General features: G+C 62.6%; 19 protein-coding genes and 1 tRNA gene. 4 read left to right on the top strand and 16 right to left on the bottom strand.

The window, feature by feature from the left end; translation table 11 throughout:
* Positions 1–205: 205 nt before the first annotated feature.
* The 3 genes from PRJ_RS22400 to bglX all read right to left on the bottom strand — a co-directional run bounded on the left by PRJ_RS22400 (position 206) and on the right by bglX (position 5,707).
* Positions 206–1,534 (bottom strand): sigma-54 dependent transcriptional regulator, encoded by a 1,329-nt coding sequence (locus PRJ_RS22400; protein ID WP_104962489.1) that lies wholly within the window; start codon positions 1,532–1,534, stop codon positions 206–208.
* Complete coding sequence (locus tag PRJ_RS22395; RefSeq protein ID WP_104962488.1) at positions 1,528–3,285, bottom strand: ATP-binding protein; 1,758 nt, start codon at positions 3,283–3,285, stop codon at positions 1,528–1,530. Before PRJ_RS22395 ends, PRJ_RS22400 begins: the two co-directional genes overlap by 7 nt.
* Positions 3,286–3,415: 130 nt before the next feature.
* Positions 3,416–5,707 (bottom strand): beta-glucosidase BglX, encoded by a 2,292-nt coding sequence (gene bglX, locus PRJ_RS22390; RefSeq protein WP_104962487.1) that lies wholly within the window; start codon positions 5,705–5,707, stop codon positions 3,416–3,418.
* Positions 5,708–5,893: 186 nt separating this feature from the next.
* Here bglX and PRJ_RS22385 point away from each other — a divergent pair, with 186 nt between their 5' ends.
* Entirely contained in the window at positions 5,894–6,511 is a 618-nt protein-coding gene (locus PRJ_RS22385; RefSeq protein WP_104962486.1) for a TPM domain-containing protein, read from the top strand.
* A gap of 166 nt (positions 6,512–6,677) precedes the next feature.
* Positions 6,678–7,892 carry an SAM-dependent methyltransferase gene (locus PRJ_RS22375; RefSeq protein WP_104962485.1) on the top strand — a complete coding sequence of 405 codons (1,215 nt, stop codon included), beginning with the start codon at positions 6,678–6,680 and terminating at the stop codon, positions 7,890–7,892.
* Positions 7,893–7,924: 32 nt separating this feature from the next.
* Here PRJ_RS22375 and PRJ_RS22370 read toward each other — a convergent pair whose 3' ends face one another.
* From PRJ_RS22370 to PRJ_RS22340, 7 genes are all read right to left on the bottom strand, one after another.
* Positions 7,925–8,935 (bottom strand): DUF4917 family protein, encoded by a 1,011-nt coding sequence (locus tag PRJ_RS22370; protein ID WP_104962484.1) that lies wholly within the window; start codon positions 8,933–8,935, stop codon positions 7,925–7,927.
* A 204-nt stretch (positions 8,936–9,139) separates the two neighbouring features.
* Positions 9,140–10,846, bottom strand: coding sequence for a SulP family inorganic anion transporter (locus PRJ_RS22365; RefSeq protein WP_104962483.1), 1,707 nt, complete (start codon positions 10,844–10,846; stop codon positions 9,140–9,142).
* Positions 10,847–11,056: 210 nt separating this feature from the next.
* Positions 11,057–11,130: transfer RNA gene (locus PRJ_RS22360), tRNA-Gly, on the bottom strand.
* Positions 11,131–11,241: 111 nt separating this feature from the next.
* Entirely contained in the window at positions 11,242–12,129 is an 888-nt protein-coding gene (phaG, locus tag PRJ_RS22355; protein WP_010952516.1) for a (R)-3-hydroxydecanoyl-ACP:CoA transacylase, read from the bottom strand.
* Between the two features lie 343 nt (positions 12,130–12,472).
* Complete coding sequence (locus PRJ_RS22350; RefSeq protein ID WP_104962482.1) at positions 12,473–13,165, bottom strand: pseudouridine synthase; 693 nt, start codon at positions 13,163–13,165, stop codon at positions 12,473–12,475.
* Between the two features lie 8 nt (positions 13,166–13,173).
* Positions 13,174–13,386, bottom strand: a complete 213-nt coding sequence (locus PRJ_RS22345; protein ID WP_003252007.1) for a cysteine-rich CWC family protein — start codon at positions 13,384–13,386, stop codon at positions 13,174–13,176.
* Positions 13,379–14,860: a diguanylate cyclase gene (locus PRJ_RS22340; RefSeq protein WP_104962481.1), complete on the bottom strand. Its 1,482-nt coding sequence runs from the start codon at positions 14,858–14,860 to the stop codon at positions 13,379–13,381. Before PRJ_RS22340 ends, PRJ_RS22345 begins: the two co-directional genes overlap by 8 nt.
* Positions 14,861–15,072: 212 nt before the next feature.
* Between PRJ_RS22340 and PRJ_RS22335 the strand changes: the two genes are divergently transcribed.
* Positions 15,073–15,522 carry a hypothetical protein gene (locus PRJ_RS22335; protein WP_064491121.1) on the top strand — a complete coding sequence of 150 codons (450 nt, stop codon included), beginning with the start codon at positions 15,073–15,075 and terminating at the stop codon, positions 15,520–15,522.
* A gap of 44 nt (positions 15,523–15,566) precedes the next feature.
* Here PRJ_RS22335 and PRJ_RS22330 read toward each other — a convergent pair whose 3' ends face one another.
* On the bottom strand, positions 15,567–16,673 hold the full coding sequence (locus PRJ_RS22330; RefSeq protein WP_014592228.1) for an enoyl-CoA hydratase/isomerase family protein: 1,107 nt from the start codon (positions 16,671–16,673) through the stop codon (positions 15,567–15,569).
* 126 nt (positions 16,674–16,799) lie between these two features.
* Here PRJ_RS22330 and ung point away from each other — a divergent pair, with 126 nt between their 5' ends.
* Positions 16,800–17,492: a uracil-DNA glycosylase gene (ung, locus tag PRJ_RS22325; protein ID WP_104962480.1), complete on the top strand. Its 693-nt coding sequence runs from the start codon at positions 16,800–16,802 to the stop codon at positions 17,490–17,492.
* Positions 17,493–17,518: 26 nt separating this feature from the next.
* On the opposite strand, the gene PRJ_RS22320 is transcribed toward ung, so the two are convergent.
* From PRJ_RS22320 to PRJ_RS22300, 5 genes are all read right to left on the bottom strand, one after another.
* Positions 17,519–19,201 carry a bifunctional metallophosphatase/5'-nucleotidase gene (locus PRJ_RS22320; protein WP_104962479.1) on the bottom strand — a complete coding sequence of 561 codons (1,683 nt, stop codon included), beginning with the start codon at positions 19,199–19,201 and terminating at the stop codon, positions 17,519–17,521.
* Positions 19,202–19,291: 90 nt separating this feature from the next.
* Complete coding sequence (locus PRJ_RS22315; RefSeq protein WP_010952522.1) at positions 19,292–20,347, bottom strand: AbrB family transcriptional regulator; 1,056 nt, start codon at positions 20,345–20,347, stop codon at positions 19,292–19,294.
* Entirely contained in the window at positions 20,340–21,854 is a 1,515-nt protein-coding gene (locus PRJ_RS22310; protein WP_010952523.1) for a tripartite tricarboxylate transporter permease, read from the bottom strand. Before PRJ_RS22310 ends, PRJ_RS22315 begins: the two co-directional genes overlap by 8 nt.
* 1 nt (position 21,855) lies before the next feature.
* Positions 21,856–22,314, bottom strand: coding sequence for a tripartite tricarboxylate transporter TctB family protein (locus PRJ_RS22305; protein WP_049587364.1), 459 nt, complete (start codon positions 22,312–22,314; stop codon positions 21,856–21,858).
* 196 nt (positions 22,315–22,510) lie between these two features.
* Positions 22,511–23,491: a tripartite tricarboxylate transporter substrate binding protein gene (locus PRJ_RS22300; RefSeq protein ID WP_003252023.1), complete on the bottom strand. Its 981-nt coding sequence runs from the start codon at positions 23,489–23,491 to the stop codon at positions 22,511–22,513.
* Positions 23,492–23,515: the final 24 nt, after the last annotated feature.

Genomic DNA, 23,515 nt, shown 5'->3' with positions numbered 1-23,515 from the left:
GCAATTGCAGAAGGTGTGCCAAATGGGTGCGGGCTGATTCATTTGAGGGCATCAAATAGCCCGAGCCGGCACAGTAGTGGGTGTTGCGCCGCCCTTTGCAGGAGCGGGCTTGACCGCGAAGGGCTGCAAAGCAGTCCAAAGCCTCGACGTTATGAGCGGTTTTTTGCCTACCAGGTCTTGGTCATAAGCGGATTTCCGCTCATGCCTACCCAATAAAATCCTCGCGCACCAGCCCATGCCGTTGCATCTTTTCGTTAAGCGTGCGCCGCGGCAGTTGCAAAGCCTCCATCACCGACTTGATCTCGCCCCCATGTTGACGCAAGGCCGCACGTAGGCATTGCGCCTCGAATGCTTCCATCTGCTCGCCCAGCGACTGCCCGGCAGGTGCCACCTCGAAGTTTGGCGAACCCAGCCCCAACGCATGCCGCTCCGCCGCATTGGCCAGTTCACGTACGTTGCCAGGCCAGTCATGTGACAGCAGCTGCGCCAGCTGAGCACCCGATAGCGGCGGGGCCGCGCGGCCAAGCTTTTCACCGGCAGCACGGGCAAAGTGCTCGAACAGCAGCGGAATGTCCTCCCGCCGCTCGCGCAGCGGTGCCAGGCGCAATTCGGCGACGTTCAGGCGGTAGGCCAGGTCTTCGCGGAAGCGCCCGGCACGAGCCTCCTCGAGCAGGTCGGGCTTGGTCGCAGCAATGATGCGCAGGTCGACGCTGATGCTCTGGTTGGCCCCCAGGCGCTCCAGTTTCTGCTCCTGTATCACCCGCAACAGCTTGGCCTGTTGGGCCAGGGGCATGCTCTCGATTTCGTCGAGGAACACGGTGCCACCGTTGGCATACTCCAGCTTGCCGATGCGTTTACCCTGGGCGCCCGTGAAGGCGCCACTCTCATGGCCAAACAGTTCGGCCTCGAACAGCGACTCGGGGATGGCCGCGCAGTTAAGGGCTACAAAGGGCTTGGCGGCACGGGGGCCGAAGTCGTGCAGGCAGCGGGCCACCCGCTCCTTGCCACTGCCGGTTTCACCGCGGATCAACACGTTCACCGGCAGGCCGGCCAGGTCCAGCACTTGCCGGCGCAGCTGTTGCAGGCCCTGGGACATGCCCAGCAGCGTGCCTTCCAGGCGTGACTTGAGGTCGGCCTGCTCGTGGAGCCGGCGGTTCTCAAGCACCAGCTGGCGTTTTTCAAGGGCGCGGCGCAGGCTGCCCAGCAAGTCTTGCGGCGTGAAGGGTTTTTCCAGGAAGTCATAGGCCCCCATGCGCATGGCTTCTACCGCCATCGGTACATCACCGTGACCGGTCAGCAGAATCACGGGCAAGTCGGGGTCGTTCGCCTGCAGGCGTTCGAGCAATTGCAGGCCATCCATGCCCGGCATGCGCACATCGCTGATGATCACCCCAGGGAAGTGCTGCGGCAGGTGTGCCAGGCACGCTTCGGCGCGAGCGAACAACTGCACGCTGAAGCCAGACAGGCTCAGCCATTGCTCGACAGCAGTGCGGATACTGGCTTCATCATCGACGACGATCACCGAATTCAACATACAGGCTCCAGGTCACGGGGCAGGGTAAGGCTCAGGCGCGCGCCGCCAGGCAGGTTTTCGGCCCGCAGCTGGCCGCCGGCCTCGTGGACGATGCCGTAGGAAATGGCCAGGCCCAGCCCTAGCCCTTCCCCCACCGGTTTGGTGGTAAAGAACGGGTCGAAGACCTTGGCCAGGTCGGCTTCGGCAATGCCGCCACCCGAGTCGAGCACACTCAGGCGCCATAGCTCCCCGTCGGGTTCGATGCGGATCTCCAGGCGTTTGTAACGCTTGTCGAGCATGGCGTCGAGTGCATTGTGCAGGAGGTTTATCAGCACCTGCTCCAGGCGGATGGCATCGCCGCGTACCCAGGCCGGGCGTGCCAGGTACAGAGCCACTTCCACTTCCTCGTTGCGAAGGCGCGCTTCCAGCAGGTGCAAGGCCTGGTCGACCACGGTTGCCAGGTCAAGGCGTTCGCGCAGGCCCATCGGGCTGTTGCGGGCAAAGGTTTTCAGGTGGCTGGTAAGTGCTGCCATGCGCGTGAGCATCTGTTCCAGTGGCTCCAGCGCTTGCCGCGCTTCGTCATGGCGACCATGGTCAAGCAGCAGGCGCAGGGTTTCCAGCTGCATACGTTGGGTGGTCAGCGGTTGGTTGATTTCGTGGGCCATGGCCGCCGACATCTGCCCGAGTGCGGCCAGCTTGGCTGATTGCACCAGGCCTTCCTGGGCAGTGCGCAGCTCGCGGGTGCGTTCTTCGACCTGGCGTTCGAGTTCTTGCCGGCTGCGCTGGCGCAGGCGTGCCAGGCGCAGGCGTTGGCTGACGAAAAGGGCGGCGAACACCAGGCTCAGCCAGACGGCGGCGGCGCCAAGCGCGGCGTTACGGCCGTCGGCAGCGACCTGCGGTTTGCGCAGCAGGTGCAAGGTCCAGTTTTCGCCTTCCAGCGGCAGGCTTTCCCACAGGTACTCGGTACTACCCTCGGGGCCTTGCACGCGGCTAAGGGTGCTGTAGGGGGCAAACCGCGTCAGCACCTGATGGTGTAGCGGCACCAGCGGTTGCTTGTCGTACTGGCGGGTTTCGGCCAGCTCGGCACGGTCGGCGCCACTGAGCGGCTGAAGTTCGCGGTAGCGCCAGCCATCCTGGTTTGCGATGAAAGTGATGCCGCGGGCGTCGCTGACCAACAGGATATCGTTGCCCTGTCGCCATTCGCGTTCCAGCTCGGGGAACTCCAGCTTCACCACCATGGCGCCAAGGAATCGGCCATGCTCGTCGTTCACCGCGCTGGCGAGGAAGTAGCCCGGCACGCCACTGGTCACGCCCACGGCATAGAAGCGGCCACTGCCCTGGTTGCGGGTTTGCTTGAAGTAGGGGCGGAAACCGTAGTTGGAGCCGACGTAGCTGCTGGGCAGCCGCCAGTTGCTGGCGGCAATGGCCAGCCCGGTGCGGTCGAGCAGCTCGAGGGTGGAGGAATTGGCGGCGCCATTGATGCGTTCGAGCTTGAGGTTCAGGGCGTTCTGAGCCTTTTCGTCGACCGGGCCGCGCAAGGCTGCGATCAGCTCCGGGTCCAGCGCCAGCACGGCGGGGAGGGCACGGTAGCGATCGATCAGGGTGTGCAGTGCGTTGGCGTACAGGCCCAGTTGCTGGCTGGCACGCTTGGCGTCGTCTTCCATGGCCTGGCGCTTGGCCTGGTGCATGGCCCAGCCGGCGCTGAGTGCGGTACCCAGCACGATCAGCAGGGTGATCAGCCCCAGACGCAGGGCGCGAAAGGAAAAGGGCATCGGGGGCGGATCCGGTGGTGGGAGATCGGGGCCGGCCTCTTCGCGGGTAAACCCGCGCCTACAGGGACTCTGCAGCACCTGTAGGCGCGGTTTTACCCGCGAAAAGGCCGGAACAGGCGGCCTTTTTCAGTCAAAGCAATTCAAAGCTCTGCTGCTGCACCGCCTGGGAGTCCAGCCCTACCTGGACATTGAACTCCCCTGGTTCGGCAACCCGCTGCAACTGGCCATTGTAGAACTTCAGGTCGTCCTCGCTGATGCGGAAGGTCAACGTGCGGGTTTCACCCGGTTCAAGCATCAGCTTCTGGAAGTTTTTCAACTCTTTCACTGGGCGGCTCATCGACGCCGACACATCCTGCAGGTACAGCTGCACCACCGTCTCGCCTGCAACCTTGCCGGTGTTCTTGACTGTTACCTTGGCATCCAGCGTATCGCCGCGCTTTAGATCCTTGCTCGACAGGTTCAGGCCTGACAGCTCGAAGCTGCTGTAGCTCAAGCCATAGCCGAACGGATAAAGCGGCCCGTTGGGTTCTTCGAAGTATTGCGAGGTGTAGTTGCCCGGCTTGCCCGGCGTGAACGGCCGGCCGATGCGGGTGTGGTTGTAGTACATCGGGATCTGCCCCACCGACCGTGGGAAGGTAATGGCCAGCTTGCCGGAGGGGTTGTAGTCGCCAAACAGCACGTCGGCGATGGCATTGCCGCCTTCGGTGCCGGCGAACCAGGTTTCCAGGATGGCATCGGCCTGCTCGCGCTCCCAGCTGATCGACAGCGGCCGGCCGTTCATCAGCACCAGCACCAGCGGTTTGCCGGTGGCCTTGAGCGCCTTGATCAGCTCGCGCTGGCTGGCCGGGATCTCCAGGGTGGTGCGGCTCGACGACTCGTGGGACATGCCGCGGGACTCGCCGACCACTGCGACCACGACGTCGGATTGCTTCGCCGCCTTGACTGCTTCATCGATCAGCACGGCAGGCGGGCGTGGGTCGTCGACGATTTCCGGGGCATCGAAGTTGAGGAAGTTCAGGTAATCGAAGATCGCCTTGTCGCCCGTGACGTTGGAGCCTTTGGCGTAGACCAGCTTGGCCTTGCCTTCCACGGCGCGGCGCAAGCCTTCGCGCACGGTCACCGAGTGAACGGGCTTACCGTCGGCGGCCCAGCTGCCCATCATGTCGATCGGGGCATCGGCCAGCGGGCCGACCAAGGCAATGGTGCCGGCTTTTTTCAGTGGCAGGGTCTGGTTGCGGTTTTCCAGCAGCACCAGGCTGCGGCGTGCCACGTCACGCGCAGCTTCGCGGTGCAGGCGGTCGTTGCCGTAGTAGTCCTTCAGATCGGTTTCGGCCTTGCCGATGCGCACGTACGGGTCCTTGAACAGGCCCATGTCGTACTTGGCACCCAGCACTTCACGCACCGCCTGGTCCAGCTCGCGCTGGGTCACCTCGCCGGACTTCAGCAGGCCCGGCAGCTCTTCGCCGTACAGGGTATCGTTCATGCTCATGTCGATGCCGGCCTTGATCGCCAGCTTGGCGGCTTCACGGCCGTCACGGGCGACGCCGTGGCGAATCAGCTCCTGGATGGCACCGTGGTCGCTGATGGTCACGCCCTTGAAGCCCCACTCCTTGCGCAGCAGGTCGTTCATCAGCCAGGTGTTGGAGGTGGCCGGTACGCCGTTGATCGAGTTCAGCGCCACCATAACGCCACCGGCACCTGCATCGAGCGCGGCGCGATAGGGTGGCAGGTAGTCGTTGTACATTTTCGGCAGGCTCATATCGACCGTGTTGTAGTCGCGCCCGCCTTCCACGGCGCCATACAAGGCGAAATGCTTGACGATGGCCATGATGCTGTCGGGGTTGGCCGGGCTGCTGCCCTGGAACGAGCGCACCATTACCTGGCCGATTCTCGAAGTCAGGTAGGTGTCTTCGCCGAAACCTTCGCTTGTGCGGCCCCAGCGCGGGTCACGGGCGATATCCACCATTGGCGCGAACGTCATGTCCAGGGCGTCGGCCGAGGCTTCGATCGCGGCGGTGCGGCCGACCTTGGCGACGGCCTCCATGTCCCAGGTAGCGGCCATGCCCAGGCCGATCGGGAAGATGGTGCGCTCGCCGTGGACGGTGTCGTAGGCGAAGAACATCGGGATCTTCAGGCGGCTGCGCATGGCCGCGTCCTGCATCGGCCGGTTTTCGGGGGCAGTGCGTGAGTTGAAGGTGCCACCGATACGGCCGGCGGCGATTTCCTCGCGGATCTTGTCGCGGGGCATTTCCGGGCCGATGCTGATCAGGCGCAACTGGCCGATTTTTTCGGCTTCGGTCATCTGGCTGATCAGATGCTCGATAAAGGCCTGCTTGTCCTGCAGGGGCGGGGCGGTGGGGGCGGCGAGGGCCGCCTGACTGGCAAGGCCCATGGCCAGGCCCAGCAAAGACAGTTTCATCATCAATTCCGTTTTGGGGCCTCTGCCGTATCCACGGTGATACGTGCGCGACCGAAGTTTTCAGGCGGCTATTGTTGTACGATTTGCAGGCAATTCTTCCAGCGGCGGATTATGCCTGAATATGTCGCCTGCGGATGAAGCCCCGAATGCCGGGATAACAACTATAAGAACGCTCAAGAGACCGACGGCATGACCCCCTTCGACGAATACCATCAGCGGCAGATTGCCGAAGCCATTGCCCGTGCCGAACGGCGTACCGATGCCGAACTGGTGACGGTGCTTGCCCGTCGTGCCGACGATTATGCGTATTGGCCGTTGTTGTGGGCCGCCGTGCTGGCACTGACCGTGCCCGGTCTGTTGCACTGGCTGCTGGCTTGGCCCAGCGTGCGTGGCGTGCTGATGGGCAACGTGCTGCTGTTCGTCGTTTTGTGCCTGCTGCTGCGCAACCCACGCCTGGCCGACTGGCTGATCCCCCGTACCTTGCGCCGCTGGCGTGCCTCGCGCCTGGCCCACCAGCAGTTTCGCGAGCAGAACCTGCAGCGCACAGCGGGCGCCACGGGCGTGCTGATTTTCGTCAGCGAGGCGGAGCGGCATGTGGAGATCCTGGTCGATCGGGGTATCGAGCACTGCCTGGATGCCCAAGCCCGCGCGGCCATCGGTGCCCGCTTGGCCGAGCAGGTGCGCCAGGGCCGTACCTTGCAGGGCTTTGTCGAGTGCATCGAAGCGTGTGGCGAGTTGCTTAGCCAGCACGTGCCGCCAACCCATGCACGCAACGAGTTGCCCAACCGCTTGGTGATTCTCGACTGAAGGAGCGTCCAGCCTTGCTGGATTTCCTGTGGGCACAGGCTTGCCTTGGAAACAGGCGACAGGGTGTCTGGCACCGGCTTTGCCGGTGTTCGCGGGCAAGCCCGCTCCCACAGGGTGCTTGGGGCACGTTAGAATAGGCGTTCCGCTTCCCAAGGCCCCCTTTTTCATGTCCGCCAGTACTTCTGCCTCTTGCGCGCCGGATGCGCGCGCTCAGTTTCTCGACCTGCTGAACGCCACCCTGCACGGCGAAACCCTGGTCAAGCTGGTGCTGGCGCGCCATGTCGGTGCCGACCAGACCTTGCAACGGATCATTGCCAAGCCGCTGCAGGTCAAGGGCCAGCCGTGCCTGTCGCTGGTCTACCGCCACCAGACCCGCGACATCACCCGCAACCTGCCGCTGGACCAGGCCCAGGTGCTGGTTGCCGAACTGCTGCCGGACAGCTTCCGCAATGCCCATCTGTTCGATGCTGACGGCGAAGTGCAGCTGACCTTCAGCAAGAAGGGCAAACCGATGCTCCAGCGCCACGGTGCCCAGGCACCGCGCGTGGCCGATGCGGGCAGCGGGCATGACCGCGAGAAGAAGCGTTATCTGGAGCTGTCGCGGCCGTTTCTGCGCGACCTCGGTGTGACCGACGCACAAGGCGCACTGATCCCGTCCATGTCGCGCAAGTGGAAGCAGATCAACAAGTTCATCGAGGTTTTCGACCACGCCCTGGCCAATGCACCGGTGTCGACGGAACAGGCGCTGCGGGTGGCCGACTTCGGTTCGGGCAAGGGCTACCTGACCTTTGCCATGCATGACTACCTGCGCAACAGTTTGGGCCGTGACGCACAGGTGACCGGCGTGGAGCTGCGCCAGGACATGGTCGACCTGTGCAACGCCGCGGCCGCACGCCTCGACCACCCAGGCCTGGAGTTCCAGTGTGGTGATGTGCGCAGCGTGGTGCCTGAGGCCATCGAGGTGATGATCGCCTTGCATGCCTGTGACATCGCTACCGACTACGCAATCCACACCGGCATCCGCTGCAACGCCGCGATCATCATGTGCTCGCCGTGCTGCCACAAGCAGATCCGCCCGCAATTGCACAGCCCGGGGTTGCTGCAACCCATGCTGCAGTACGGCCTGCACCTGGGCCAGCAGGCCGAAATGCTGACCGACAGCCTGCGTGCGCTGTACCTGGAAGCCTGTGGCTATGAAACCAAGGTGTTCGAGTTCATCTCGCTGGAGCACACCAACAAGAACAAGATGATTCTTGCGGTGAAGCGGCGGCAGGCGGGAGATAACGGGGCGTTGCTGGAGAAGATTGCCCAGCTCAAGGCGTTCTATGGGGTGCAGGAGCATTGCCTGGAATCGTTGTTGCGCGCGGATGGGTTGCTCTGACGCCACCCACCGGCACGCCTCCGGGGACGCTGTCAGCGCCGAGCAGAGGGCACTTCGATAGCCAATGCTGCCTGCCCCAACGGGTGGGTGCTGGCATCGAAGAAATGCACCGCCGTCCCCGGCAAATCCCCGAAACGATCTGCAAAATGCTGCTTCTGATTGATCACCGAAGCCTCGCCCAGCGGCCGAATGGCAATGGATAGCTGTTGCGGACGGGCTTGGCGCACAGCGTCGAGCAGGTGCCGGTCACTGCTGTCCAGATGCTGTCCGAACAGGCATATCCCGTGGTTTTCCTGCGCCAGCTGCCCCAGGCACCAGTTCAGGTAGTCCGAGTTGCGGATAGCGCGCAGTTTTTCGTCGCTGCGGTCTTCGTTGACGAAAAGCGGTACTTCACCCGGGATGTTCACGGCAAACCCATCGAGCAGTTCGGCACTTTCAGCGCTGCGCTGGCGGGTGGTGCCGTCGGGCAGCTTGAGCAGGTGCAGGCCGCCATGCAGGTGCAGCACCCGGGTGCCTTCGCTGCCGGTGCGTCGCACGTCGAAATAGCCTTGTTCGTCGAACAGTTCGGCGAAGCCATTCGGGGCGTGATGTACGGCCCATGGCAGTAGCAGGTCGTAGTTGCTGGTGTAGACGCTTCGATAGCCACGCAGGGCCTGATTGAGGGTTGCCAGTGTGGCCGGCGGCATCAGCGGCCAGGGCAGATGCACCGTGCGCACGGCGTGAATCAACGCTTCCTTGATCGAGTAGTAGCGGTTCAGCGGTGCGGTGGAGTTGATGGCCAGGGCGGCATTGGTCCGCACGGTGGTGTTGAGGGCGCTGAGCACCGGCTCGAACAGTTCCGTGGCCAAGGACTTGAACAGTGCCTGGTCGCTGACCGCCAGGCCTTTCTTGCGGCCTGCGCGTTGCGCTTGCTCGAACAACGAGAAGTAGCCGAACGGCTTCCATACTGCGCGGCTGGCGCCGTTGCCCAGCAGCAGGGCGTCGCAGGGGTGGCGGGCGGCGAGTTCTGGCCAGGGGGTGAGGGTGGCATCGAGAGCGGGCATGCTGGGTCCGTTGAGTGGTGCGGGGAACGGGGCGACTTTAGCATGTCATGCGAGGTGTGCGAGGGTTGGTGTCAGGGCGATGGTTTTGTGTTGTCTGTGCTGGCCCTTTCGCGGGTAAACCCGCCCCTACAAGTCCATGTAGGAGCGGGTTTACCCGCGAAAGGGCCAGCACAGGCGCAGCAGGTTGAACAGGATGAAAGCCGCTCAACCCTGTTCGGTCACTTGCACACTGTGGTTTCGGTTGCGCCACACGCGGTACGCACGAATCCCTGCGCGTACCGAGCCGAATAGCAGTTTTTCTTCCATGTCCCGCGCCATCCCCGAGCGCACCAACATGCGCAGGAAAGTGCCACGGGCGCGGGCGATGGCGAAGAAGATGCCTTGGGCCGCCAGGGTGTCGCGCACTTCGCGCAGGGCGGCGATGCCGCTGACATCGATGCTGGTTACCGCTTCGGCATCGAACAGCACGGCTTTAGGCTGGTCCTGGCTTTGCACGGCTTCAAGCAGGCGCATCTTGAAGTAGTCGGCATTGAAGAACAGGATGGCGTCGTCGAAGCGGTACACCACCAGGCCAGGCACGGTGCGGGCGTCCTTGAATTTGCGGATGTCCACCTGGCCTTCGGTGCCCGGCAGCCAGCCCAGTACGGCATCGGTGGGCTGGTAGATGCTGTAAAGCAGGCGCAGGATCGCCAGGGTCACGGCAAACACGATACCGGGCAGCACGCCCAAGCTCAGTACGCCCGCCGTGGTCACCAGGCACAGCCAGAACTCGAAGCGGCTTAGACGCCGGATATGCCCCAGCGACTTGATGTCGATCAACCCCCAGCCTGCCATCAGCAGCACGGCGCCCAGCGCAGCCTGGGGGATCCAGGCCATGGGCGCGGTGAAGAACAGCAGGATCAGGGCGATCACCAGTGCCGCGATGATGCCCACCAGCTGGCTTTTGCCACCGACCATGTCGTTGACTGCAGTGCGCGAGTCGGCACCGCTGATGGCAAAGCCCTGGGAAACCCCGGCCGCCAGGTTGCTCACGCCCAGGGCGACGAATTCGTGGTTGGCGTTGATCGCATAGCCATGCCGGGCGGCAAAGCTGCGTGCGGTAAGCATGGCGCTACAGAAGCTGACGGTGGCGATACCCAGGGCGTCGCGCAGCAGGCTCTTCATTTCCGCCAGGTTGCTGTGTGGCCAGGCCAGTTGCGGGATGCCTGCAGGTACCGGCCCAAGGACGGCGACGCCGAAGCGGTCAAGGCCGAACAGACCAACCAGCAGCATGAACAACGCCACTACCGTGAGGGCTGCGGGCAGGCGCGGGTAGCGCCGTGGCAGCCAGATGAGCAGGCCCAGGGCGGCCAGGCCGATGATCAATGTGACCCAGTGAATTTCCCCCAGACGCTGGAAGAAGTTGATCAGGCTGAGGATGAAACCGTCGCCCTCGATCTTGAAGCCCACCACTTTGGACAGCTGCCCGGCGATCAGGCTCAGGCCGATACCGTTGAGGTAGCCGATCAGGATCGGCCGCGAGAAGAAGCTGGCGATGAACCCGGCCCGCGCCAGGCCCGCGGCAATCAGCATCACGCCGACCAGCACGGTGACGATCACCGACAGTTCGACGATGCGCTGCGGGTCGCCCATGGCCAGCGGTGCCACGGCACCGGCGATCATCGCGCAGGTGGCGGCGTCGGGGCCGACCATCAGCTGGCGCGAGCTACCGATCAGCGCGTAGACCATCATCGGTAGCACACAGGCGTACAGGCCATATTGCGGCGGCAGCCCGACGATCTGCGCATAGGCAATGGCAATGGGAATCTGGATCGCGGCTACCGACAGGCCCGCCTGCAGATCGGCGTGGAACCATTCACGGCGGTAGTGCAGCAGGTTGGCAAGGCCCGGTAGCCAGCGGGAGAGAAACATGCGTTGTCCTTTCGAATGGTTTCACGAATCCAGTGAGCATATCCGCCACAAGCCGTTTCGCTTGCGCACGCAAAGGCCCGATGCGCATTGAAGCGGATCGGTGGGTAAATGGCCATGGGCCAGGTCAAGGCAGGATGAAAAACGAAAAAAGGAGCCAAGGCTCCTTTTGACTGCGATGACGTTGCTGGAACGCCATGCGGGAATGCGATGTGGAGCGGGTAGAGGGAATCGAACCCTCAACTAAAGCTTGGGAAGCTTTCGTTTTGCCACTAAACTATACCCGCATCTGAGCTCGACTTTTTACCAGAACCTTCAGCGAATTAGAAGCCCAAGTTATAAAAAAGCTTGTCGGCGCCCCGTGGCCTGCGGGTATTGGCTACAAGGCGCCGAGCCGCTCAGATGGCAAATGCATGCTGCCCCTGTTGCACGGGTTGGTAACGTTGGCGGGGTTCACGCACGGTTGGCTTGAGGAAGCCCAGCATGACATTGCGGGTGTTCTCGCAGGCGGTCTTGTTCTCCATGTCCAGGAAGTGGCCCGCATCGCGGATCACGCTGAACTGGCTTCTGCCCACATGCTTGCTGAACTGCCGCGCATCCTCGACTGTGGTGTACTCGTCGCGCTCGCCGTTGATGAACAGCACCGGGATGTTGATATTGCGCGCGCCTTGCAGCGCACGTTCCAGGTCGTGCTCCAGCACCTGGTTGATGTGGAAGTGCATCTGTGCGTACTCGTGGCTGTCCAGGCTGCTCACATGGCGGTAGTTGAAGCGTTTGAACAGCGACGGCAAGTGCTTGCCGATGGTGTCATTGACCAGGTTGCCGACCTGATAACGGTCGCAGGCGGCCAGGTACTGGCAGCCACGGTCCAGATAGTCGCGCATCGGCTCGTTGATCACTGGCGAGAACGAACTCACCACTGCCTTCTTCACGTACCGCGGCTGGTGCGCCAGCGCCAGCAGCGTGCTTGCGCCACCCCACGAAAAAGACATCACGTGGTCTGCCTGGAAGTGCTCGATCAGCTCAAGGAGGATATGCGCCTCGGTCTCCTTGCTGATCAGCCGTTCCTGACGGTTGTGCGGCTTGGACTTGCCTGAATACGGCTGGTCGAACAGAACCACGTTGAACTGTGGGTGCAGGTTACGTACCGTCTGGGCGAACGAGGCCGTGGTGGCCAGCGAGCCGTTGATCAGGATGATCGTGTTTTCGGCCGCATCCGCGCGATAGAACTCCGTGTAAACCCGATACTGACCTTGGATATCAAGTACAGCGATTTCTGGCCTCATGTCATCGACTCCTGGCGCAAAAAGGGTATTCGCGTCACCTAGGGTGCACGTTCTTTATGACAGGTAGGCATTTGCCTGAAGATAATCCGGGGGCCCTGTGTCGATCCTTGGCACTTGCGTCGACGGTATTGTTTTTGGCGGGCAATTTGCCGTGCCCCAAGGCATCTAGGCTTTGGGTGGCCGGCAAAAAGTGTCATCGGCTGCAGGTGTGACTTGGTAGTCACATGCAGACTGACGATTTGGATTCAAGCAGTGGGTTGGGGATCGCGCAAGTGCCGTTCGGTAAGTAATGTGACTTTTGTCGCTGAGCGGTCGTATGACGACACGGGCTGTCTGTCACGGCCTAGACAGTGGCTATCTCATTGGCCGTCAGTTCACGATACTCCCCCGGCGCCAACCCCGGATCCAGCCGGATCGCCCCCATGCTCTCCCGATGCAGCCCCACCACCTTGTTGTTGAAATGCCCGAACATGCGCTTGACCTGGTGGTATCGCCCCTCGACGATCGCCAGCCGGGCTCGGTGGGGGCCGAGGATGTCCAGCTGGGCAGGTTGGGTGGTGAGGTCTTCGAAGGCAAAATAGAAACCCTCGCGAAACTTGGCCACATAGTGCTCGCCAATCTCGTCCTCGGTGTCCACCAGATAATGCTTGGGCAGCTTGGTGGCAGGCTGGGTCAGGCGCCGTGACCACTGGCCATCGTTGGTCAGGATCATCAGGCCGGTCGTGTTGAAATCCAGGCGCCCGGCTATGTGCAGGTCATCTCGAAACGCCGCTGGCAGCAGGTCGAGAACGGTACGGTGTTGCGGGTCGTGAGTGGCGCTTACGCAGCCAGTGGGCTTGTACAGCATCAGGTAGCGGGCCGGGCGGCCGGCCTGCAGCAGTTGCTCGTCCAGCTCTACGCGGCTGAATTCACGCACGTCGGTCAGCGGGTCGCTGACTACCTGGCCATCCACTCGCACGCGGCGTTGCGCCAGCATCAGGCGAACGTTCTGGCGGTTGTAGCTGGGCAGGTTGGCGAGGAAACGGTCAAGGCGCATGGCAACGATCAGTGGGCAGCGGATGGACGGAGCTGTTCTTCAACGGCGGCGCAGCGCGGGCACAGACAGGCCTTGTTGCGCAGCTCGTCGGGCAAGGCCTGGAGCACGGCCGGGTCGATGGTCACGCTATAGCACCAACACGCTTGGGTGGCACGGCGTGGGTCGGCCAGGCTGCACTGGTTGAGGGCACCGCAAGCGGGGCAGTGTTGCTTGTCATTCATGGCGGGTTTCACTGCAGACACGGTTGCGGCCAGCCTGCTTGGCACGATAAAGCGCGCGGTCGGCGCGGGTCAGCAGGGCGTGCAGGGTATCCCCCGGTTGCAGGCTGCTCAGGCCGATGCTGGTGGTCAGCCGCAGCGGCTGGTTGTCGTAACTGAAGGTCAGCTGCTCGGTGCGTCGGCGGATCTTTTCCGCCACCTCGATGGCCTGGCGGCCTTCAGCTTCGCGCAGCAGCACGATGAATTCCTCACCGCCCCAGCGGCACAGTATATCTGACTGACGCAGGCTGCCTTGCAGCACATTGGCGAATTGGCGTAGCACTTCGTCACCTGCCAGGTGGCCGTGGTTGTCGTTCAGCGCCTTGAAGTGGTCCAGATCGATCAGCAAGGCCACCAGTGGGCTACTGTCGCGCCTGGCTTCTCGCAGCGCCTGGGCGGCGAGCAGGTCGAAGCTGCGCCGGTTGTACAAGCCGGTGAGGCTGTCGAGCGTGGCCAAGGCTTCGGTGCTGGCCTGGTGGCGGCGGACCATGGCATGCACCAGTGCCAGCACCACCAGGGTGATCATCGTACAGATCGCCAGGTTCAGGTACAGCGCGTGGCGAATGCGGTCGAGGACGCCGGTTTCGCGTTTGTCCACCAACAGGTACCAGTCCAGTTCGGGCAGGTGGCGAATGTTGAGAAAGTGGCTGTGGTTTTCGCTGTCATGGTACTCGTGGCTGCCTTCGCCCGGCACCAACTGCTCGGCCAGCATGGCCTTCAGCTCAGGGTTGTCCTTAAGTGACTGGCCGACTTGCAAGCCATGCGGGCCACCCTCGGAGCCGGTCATCAGCACCTTGCCCTTGGCATCCGTGAAGAGCACCGCGCGCTGGTAGCGGCGTTGGTACTGATCGATCAGCTTGACCACCGACGATACGCTCAGCCCTACGCCTGCCGCGCCGATGAAGCGCTGCTGGTAGTCGTGCACCTGGTAATTGATGAACACGGTCAGGCTGTCCTGGTTGGCCATGTCCAGGTCGACGTTGATCTCATAAGGGGCCTTGAGTTCACGCAGACGGAAATACCAGGCATCACGCCAGGTGCCCGGTTCGACGTGCTTGAGCACGCCTTTGGCCTGGTAGTAGGTCAGCGTGCGATCGGACACGAAAAAGGACGTGAAGATGTCCTGCTTGCCCAGGACCTCGCTCAGGTAGCGGGTCATGCGTTGGGTATCCTGCTCGCCGGACAGTACCCAGTCGCGCAGGAAGGTGTCCTGGGCCATCATCGAGGCGATCAGCACCGGGCGGATCAGGTCTTTCTGGATTTCCGAGTAGACAGTGTCGGAGGTTAGCGGCAATTCGGTATTGATGATGCCGTCGCGGATGGCGCTGCGCGAGGAGAAGTAGCTGAGCAGCGAGGTGGCCAGGAAGCCGCATGCCAGTAACACGAGCAGGGTAACGATCAGCGAGCGTTGCGAGAACAGAGCGGAACGTAAGGGCATGATCTTCCCGTGATGTGTGCCGAGCCGCTTATTCTAGTGAGATGGCCGGCAAATGACTGCAAGTTTTTCAGGGTTATTGCAGCTGTATCAAGTTATTGCAGAAACGGCACTGCACCTGCCCGCCACTGTCTTACTCAGTGTCGATTTACACATCTTGTATCGACGCTCGCCAGCGCCGCTGTTCGGGCACTCCAGCGGTCCAGGAGGCCGCCATGTCCTATCGAATCCTGTTGATCGCCCTGCTGGGGCTGATGACTTCGGCCTGCGCCCCGTACCATGAGCGCGGGGGCTATTACCGTTCGGACTATTACTCCACCGACCGCTATGTGGCGCCGGGGTATTACCGCTATGACCGTTACTATGTGGCGCCTGCGCCGCGCTACTACTATCAGCCTGCTCCCCGTTACTACAATCGGTCGGCCCCTGTGCCCCATTACCGGCCCTATCCGCAGCCGAGGATGAACCAGTGGCATGGCAACCCGCGCCATGACTACGGCAATCGCCAGCGGCAAGACTACCGGCAGGACCGGGATCGCCATGACTATCGCAATGACAGCCAGCGTTACCGGCAGGGCGACCGGCACTCCAATCGGCAGGTTGACCACCGCGGGCGCTGGGACGGGCGGGGCGGGCAGGGGCGAGGAGGAAACTGGCAGCGCTAGCTGAGCGGAGGCGGGGGCTGAAAAGCAGCCCCCGCATCAGCAGGCTAACCCACATCCGCCAATGGGTGCCGTCCTTCCCACGCCTTGGCAAAATGCGCCTCGACTACCGCCGCCGGTACTTGCGCCACATCAGGCCAGTGCCAGCGCGGCTGGTTGTCTTTGTCCAGCAGGCGAGCGCGCACGCCTTCACTGAATTCAGGGTGGCGGCAACAGTTCAGGCTCATGCTGTATTCCATCTGGAACACCTGCGCCAACGACAGGTACCGCGCCCGGCGGATCTGCTCCCAGACCAGATGCGCCGTCAGCGGGCAACCCTCATGCAGACGGTGGCCGGCATCTGCCAGCAATGGGTCGTCATGCTGCTTGAGCCTTTCCAGCGCGCGCCAGGCTGAAGCCGCATCCGCCACGTCGAGTAACTGATCGATCTCATGCCGTCGTGGCAGCCACTGGGCATCAGGCAGCTCGGCGCAGGCACGATGCTGCTCGGCCTTGAGCAGGCTGTTCAGTTGTATGGCGGTCTGCTCCTGCCAGTTGAGTTGCACCAACTCCTCGATCAAGGCCTCTTGCTGGTGCTCGCCCAGAAAACGGTCAGCCAGGCCTAGGTCAAGGGCATCGCGGGCGTTGATCGGCGCACCTGTCAGGCCGAAGAACAAACCCAGCTTGCCCGGCAGTCGGGCCAGGAACCAACTGGCGCCTACGTCAGGGTACAGGCCGATGCTGATTTCCGGCATGGCCAGCCGGCTGCTGGGGGTGACGATACGTACATTGGCGCCTTGCAGCAGCCCCATGCCCCCACCCAGCACATGCCCATGGCCCCAGCACAGCAACGGTTTGGGGTAGGTGTGCAGGGCAAAGTCCAGGCGGTATTCGGCGGCGAAGAAGGAGGCCGCCAGCGGTGGGACACTGCCGGGGTGGTCCCGGCAGGCTTGCGCCAGCGCACGGACATCGCCGCCTGCGCAAAAGGCTTTTGCCCCGTTGCCGCGCAGCAGCACGCAGACGATACCCGGGTCGCGGGCCCAGGCATGCAGTTGTTCGCCCAGCACCTCGATCATCGGCAGGTTCAGGGCATTGAGCGCCTTGGGCGCATCCAGGGTGGCGATGCCGATGCGGGCGCCATCGACGCCGGTGAGTACCTCGCAGTGAATGGTCATGGACTACCTCTCGCAAGTCATCGCTCAAGTATGGCTTGCCTGGCCGATCATGCCGGTCGTCGGTCGGATCGTTTGACAAGCGCGAAGGGCTTACCTAGTGTCGCGCCATTGTTTATGGAAGGCCCCATGACTGACGACGATCGCATCAAACTCGAACCCAGCTGGAAGGCCGCATTGCGCGGTGAATTCGACCAGCCTTACATGCACCAGCTGCGCGAGTTCCTGCGTGGCGAGTACGCTGCCGGCAAGGAGATCTACCCGCCAGGGCCGCTGATCTTCAATGCGCTCAATTCGACACCGCTGGGCCAGGTGAAGGTGGTCATCCTCGGTCAGGACCCGTACCACGGGCCGGGCCAGGCACATGGCTTGTGCTTCTCGGTGCAACCGGGCGTGGCCACGCCACCGTCGCTGGTCAATATCTACAAGGAGCTGCAGCGCGACCTGAACATCCCGATCCCCAGCCACGGCTACCTCCAGAGCTGGGCGGAACAAGGCGTTCTGTTGCTCAACACGACCATGACCGTCGAGCGCGCCAATGCCGCGTCGCATGCCAAGAAAGGCTGGGAGTTTTTTACCGACCGGATTATCCAGGTGGTCAGTGAGCAATGCCCGAACGTGGTGTTCCTGCTATGGGGGGCGCATGCACAGAGCAAGCAGAAGCTGATCGACGGTACCAAGCATCTGGTTTTGAAGTCGGTCCATCCTTCGCCGCTGTCGGCGTATCGCGGGTTCATCGGTTGCGGGCATTTCAGCCGTGCCAACAGCTTCCTCGAGCAGCGGGGGCTCGGGCCCATCGACTGGGCACTGCCCCCGCTGTGACAAACCGCGGTGGGGTACGCAATCGCTCAGGGCGTCATGCTGATGCGCGGCTCGCTGCGCTGGCCAATGGCAATACCCCGCTCATGGTTCTGGCGCACGTACTCCACCAAGGCTTCAAGGTCGGTGATGCCGGTGTCCTGGCGTCGCCTTCCTTCTTTGAAAGTGGCCAAGCCACCGCCACCATCGGCCAGGAAGAGGTTGCTGACGACGCGATAATGGGTCAACGGCTCAACGGGTTTGCCGTGAAGACGCACACTCCCCTCGACGACACGGCTGCCGACAGGCCGTGAACCATCCCACTCATAATGAAAACCCTTCGATACTTGCAGCGGATTGAAACTGCCCCTGTTCCATTGAAGGTTGAGCAGTTCGGTAATCTGCTTGCCTGTCAGTTCCTGAACCACCAGTGGGTTATTGAACGGTTGTACGGCGAATAATTGTTCGTAGGTCAGGTCGCTATCGGCAGGCTGGATAAGATCACTGCGCAGCCCACCCAGGTTGAGAAAGGCAACCTGGGTATTGAACGCCTGGGTCATGGCCAATTGGGCATCCGTGACCAGGTTCCCCAAGGTTGTTTCACCGGCCGCATTTTCTTTACGGTCAAGTTCTGCCGTCGAGATGCGTCCTATGGGTTCGAGCAATTTTTCCCCGGACCGCTGACGCACTTCCTCCAGCAAACTGGCCAACTGGGCATTCGGCAGGTAGTTCTGTGGGTCAGCAGGAATATTGCGGGCGGTGATGTTCGTGACGTGATGGGTGCCTGGCGTTACCTGCAACTCCAACTGAGTCAGGAAGTGGCCGTACTTGCCAGCCTGAGTGATGCTCAGGTCACCCACCTTGCATTGATAGCTGGCATGCGAGTGGCCGCTGATGACGGCATCTACCGCAGGATCCAGCCGCTTCGCCACGTCGACGATCGTGCCACTTAGCTGGCTGCAATCCTGCGTGTCGAACGGCTCGGCGGTATCCCCTCCCTGGTGCATGACCGCAATGATTGCATTCACACCCTTGGCCTTGAGCTCCGGAATCACGTCATTGATGGCTTGCGCTTCATCCGTGGCTTTGAGCCCTGCGAATGCGCTGGCCGAGACCACTTTTTCCATGTTGCGCGGCACTGCACCGACGAACGCTATCTTCACCCCTTTTACCTGCTCAATGTGATAAGCCGGTAGCAAGCGCTTGCCCGTAGTGGTATCGATCAGGTTGGACGCTATGTAAGGGAAGCCACTTCCTGGGTAGTTGCCGCGAAACTTGCAAGCCTTTTCAGGGCGCGTTGACTCGCATCCTCCGTGGATCTGACGAAGAAACTCGGCCTTGCCTGCATCCAGTTCGTGGTTCCCGGATGCGCTGACGATCATGCCCATCGCGTTCAAGGCCTCAAGCACAGGCTCGTCAGCCCACAGCGCAGAAATGGCGGGGCTGCCCCCTATCAAGTCGCCAGCCCCGATGAACAGCAGATCGGGGTCCTGCGTTCGCAGTTCATCGAGCATGGCGCCGAGTGTGGCGATGCCGCCGTAGGTCAGGCGGGTAGCGCCTTGCGCGCCAGCGTAGTCTTGGGGGTTGGGTTCCAGGTAGCCGTGAAGATCATTGATAGCCACGACGTTGATCTGGACGGGGGCAGGTGACTCTGCGGCAAGGCTGCCTGCGCTTATGGCAAGGCATGCCCAGGCAATAGCCGAGCGATAGTTGCAAGAAAGACGAACTTTCATCATTACCTCTTGAATGCCGGGAAGTGTGGGTTTGCTGGCGATCAGGGCAGCAATCCGACTCTATTCACCCGGGCATTGGGCAAGTGGTAACTATCTATCTTCAGGGTACTTGCAGCTCGAATGCCTGTTGTCCCACAACCGGAAGAGCGGTTCTGCAAGAAACAACACCAGGATCAGGCGCATCACCTGCAGCGCCGTCACCAGCGGCACTGACAATTGCAGCGTTTCGGCCGTGAGGCTCATTTCGGCGATCCCGCCAGGCATCATCCCCAGTGTCAGCGAACGCAAGTCCAGTGCAGTCATCATGCTCAGCAGCCACGCGGCACTGGCGGCAATCGCCATGCACAACGCCGTGGCCATCAAGGTGCGCCCCAGGAACGACGGTGCGCGGCGGAAGAACGCGCGGTTGAAGTGACAGGCCAGGCCGCTGCCGATGAGCCACTGGCCGATCTGGCTGGCGCCATTGGGCAGGGCGATCTGCAGGTTGCCGGCCAGGCTGACCGTAGCCGCTACCAGCAATGGCCCGAACAGCCAAGGGTTGGGCTGGCGCAAGCGCTGCCAGAGCAAGGCAACGGCAACACCCAAGGGCGCAATCAATGCCAGCCAGCCCCAGCTCACGCTACCGGTGTGGTTCAGTGGCACCCCGTCACCCAGCAGAAACTTGAACAGCGCCGGCACGCAAAGCACCACTGCCAGCACACGCAAGCTCTGCGCTGCCGCCACCTGGCTGAGCACCGCGCCATTGCGCGCCCCAAGGTTGACCATCTCTCCCGAACCGCCCGGCATGCTGGCAAAGAACGCGGTGGCGCGGTCTTCGCCGGTTCGCCGCAGCAGCCATACGCTGATCACGCTGGACAGGGTGGTGAACAACGCACCGAAGAAAATCAGCGCGAAATGGCTGGCCACCTGCTCGATCACCGCGGGGGTGAAGTGCAGGCCAATACCGATGCCGATGATCCACTGCCCGCACTTGCGGCCGTTGGGGATTTCCGAAAGCTGCCAACGCGTCAGGCAGCGCACCAGGATGATCGCCAGCAATGAACCGACCATCCATGGCAAAGGCCAGCCGACCTTGCTGGCGGCAAAACCGCCAGCAAGGCCGACCAGCCCGGTCGCGACGAACAATGGCAACGACCGATCAGGCATCGGCCAGGGCCCGGCGCTGCAGGCTGCGTTTGCGCCAGATGCGCAGCAGCGGCAGGGCGAGCATTACCACTACCAGCGCCCAGATGCCCATGCTGATCGGGCTCGACCAGAGGATGCCCAGTTCACCGTTGGAGATCGACAGCGCCCGACGCAGGTTCTGCTCCATCAGCCCGCCGAGGATGAAGCCCAGCAGAATCGGCGACAGTGGGAAGTCCAGCTTGCGCATGATGTAGCCCATGATGCCGATGCCGACCATGAGGAACAGGTCGAAGGTAGTGGCATGCACGGCGTAAACGCCGATCGCGGTGATGATGGCGATCACCGGCACCAGCGCCCAGTTTGGCACGGCGAGGATGCGGGTGAAGATGCGGATCATCGGGATGTTGAGGATCACCAGCATGATGTTGGCGACGAACAGCGAGGCGATCAGGCCCCAGACGATATCTGGCTGCTGTTCGAACAGCAGTGGGCCAGGGGTGATGTTGTACAGGGTCAGGGCGCCGATCATCACGGCCGTGGTGCCAGAGCCCGGTACGCCCAGGGTCAGCATCGGGACCAGGGCGCCACAGCAGGACGCACCAATGGCAGTTTCCGGGGCTGCCAGGCCACGGGCATCGCCTTTGCCGAACTTGCCGCTTTCCCCGGCCATGCGTTTCTCGGTCATGTAGGCCACGGCGCTGGCCAGCGTTGCGCCGGCGCCGGGTAGAACACCCATGATGAAACCGAGCAGGCCGCAACGGATGTTGACCAGGAACACCGAGGCCGCTTCCTTGAAGTTGAACAGCATACGGCCGGTAGCCTTGACCGCCTGGTGGCCATGGTGGGTCTTTTCCAGCAGCAGGAGGATTTCGCTGATGGAGAACAGGCCCAGCACGAGGACCACGAACTGAATGCCGTCGGCCAGGTGCACGCTGTCACCGGTGAAGCGGTACACGCCGCTGTTGGCGTCGATGCCGACCGCCGACAGGAACAGGCCGATGAGAGCGGCAATGAAGGTTTTCAGTGGTTTGTCACCGGCCATGCCACCCAGCGCGACGATGGCGAACACCATCAGCACAAAGTACTCCGCCGGGCCGAAGGCGATGGCCCATTTCGCCAGCAGCGGGGCGAACAGCACCATGCCGCAGGTGGCAATGAAGGCGCCGATGAACGAACTCCAGGCCGACAGCGACAGGGCAACACCGGCCAGGCCCTGGCGGGCCATCGGGTAACCATCGAGGGTGGTCATGACGGTCGAGGCTTCGCCCGGGATGTTCAGCAAGATCGAGCTGATACGCCCGCCATATTCGCAGCCCAGGTACACCGCGGCCAGCAGGATCAGCGCCGATTCCGGCGGCAGGCCGAGGGCAAAGGCGATGGGGATCAGCAGGGCCACGCCGTTGATCGGGCCCAGGCCCGGCAGCAGGCCGACCACGGTGCCGATCAAGGTGCCGGAGAGGGCGGTGACCAGGTTGTAGGGGGACAGGGCAATGCCGAAGCCCTGGCCCAGGTAGCTCAAGGTATCCATGTCAGTTCTCCAGTACGCTCAGCAGGCCAAGGGGCAGGGGCACGTCCATCACGCGGTCGAACAGCCAGTAGAGGAAAATGCTCATGCCGGCCACCACAATGGCGCTTTGCAGCCAGCGGCCACCGTACAGCCGAGCCATGGGCAGGCCGACCAGGATGGCGCTGAGGATGAAACCGAGCGCTTCGAAAGTGGCGGCGAAGACGATCAGCAGGCCGACACAGGCGGTGATCTTGATCAGGGTCTCGCGGTCCAGTTCCGGTTCGTCATCCTTGCGCACGATGGGCGTTGGGCGGAACACCAGGTACAGCAGGCCCAGTCCCATCAGGCCGAGCACCAGCAGCGGGTAAGCGCGCGGGCCCACCGGTTCATAGGAGAATGCAGCCTGATAGGGCCAGGCCATCACGGCCAGGGCGGCACACATCGCCAGCAGGGCCAGGGCGAAAATGCGTTGAAGGATCATTGGGGAATCCTCGTTGGGATTGCTCAAGTGAAATGCAAATCCTGTGGGAGCGGCCTTGCGTTGCGATCGGGCGCGAAGCGGCCGCTAAACCTGCCGATGCGATCTGTCCGAAGCATCGTATCGGCTGTGCCGGGGGCCGCTTCGCGCCCGATCCCGACACAAGGCCGCTCCCACAGGGGTGGTGAGTCCGACAGGCTTACTGGATCAGGCCGAATTCCTTGGCCAGCGCCTTGTAGTCAGCCACTTGCTTCTTCACATAGCCGTCCAGCTCTTCGCCGGTCATGGCGAACGGGAACAGCTCGCGCTGGTCTCGCAGCTTGGCGAAGTCCTCGGAGGCCAGCATCTTGTCGAACGAGGCCTTCCACCAGGCGTAGTCCTCGTCGCTCACTTTTGGCCCCAGGTAGAAACCGCGCACCACCGGCCAGACGATGTCGTAGCCCTGCTCCTTGGCAGTAGGGATGTCTTTCATTTCCGGCTCGTCCAGGCGGTTCTCAGAGAACACCGCGAGGATGCGCATGTTGCCGCTCTGGATGTGCGGCATGGAGTCGGAAATGTCGGTAGAGCCGACCTGGATGTGGCCGCCCAGCAATGCCGTGGCGATTTCGCCGCCGCCCTCCAGGGCCACGTAGCGCAGGTCGCGCGGGTTGATGCCAGCGGCCTTGGCGATCAACGCAGTCTGCATCCAGTCCTGGCTGCCGACGGTGCCGCCGGAACCGATCACGACCTTGCTCGGGTCTTTCTTCAGCGCTGCGACCAGGTCATCAAGTGTCTTGTAGGGCGAGTCGCTCTTCACCGCGATGGCACCGTAGCTGGTGCCGACGGCAGCCAGCCATTTCACTGCGTTTTCGTCGAAGCGGCCGAATTTGCCCTGAGCCAGGTTAAGCAGTGAGCCACTGGACCAGGCCACCAGCGTGCCGGCGTCTGCCGGGCGCTGGGCGACCACGGCGTTGTACGCGACCGCGCCGACACCGCCGGGCATGTAGGTGACGCGCATCGGTTTGCTGAGGATCTTTTCTTGTACCAGTGCGCTTTGCACCAGCTTGCAGGTCAGGTCGAAGCCACCGCCGGGTGAGGCGGGAGCGATGCATTCGGGGCGTTTCGGTTCTGCAGCGAGGGCGTTGCCGGCCAACAGCAGGCAGCCGGTAGCGAGGACGAGGCGGCGCAGTGAAAAGGTCATCGTCGATCTCCGTGAGTGTTGTTG

It is taken from the genome of Pseudomonas sp. XWY-1, from assembly GCF_002953115.1.
Taxonomy (GTDB): Bacteria; Pseudomonadota; Gammaproteobacteria; order Pseudomonadales; family Pseudomonadaceae; genus Aquipseudomonas; species Aquipseudomonas alloputida.
Note: the sequence above shows the minus strand (reverse complement) of the source record. Positions and strands in the feature narration are given on the sequence as shown.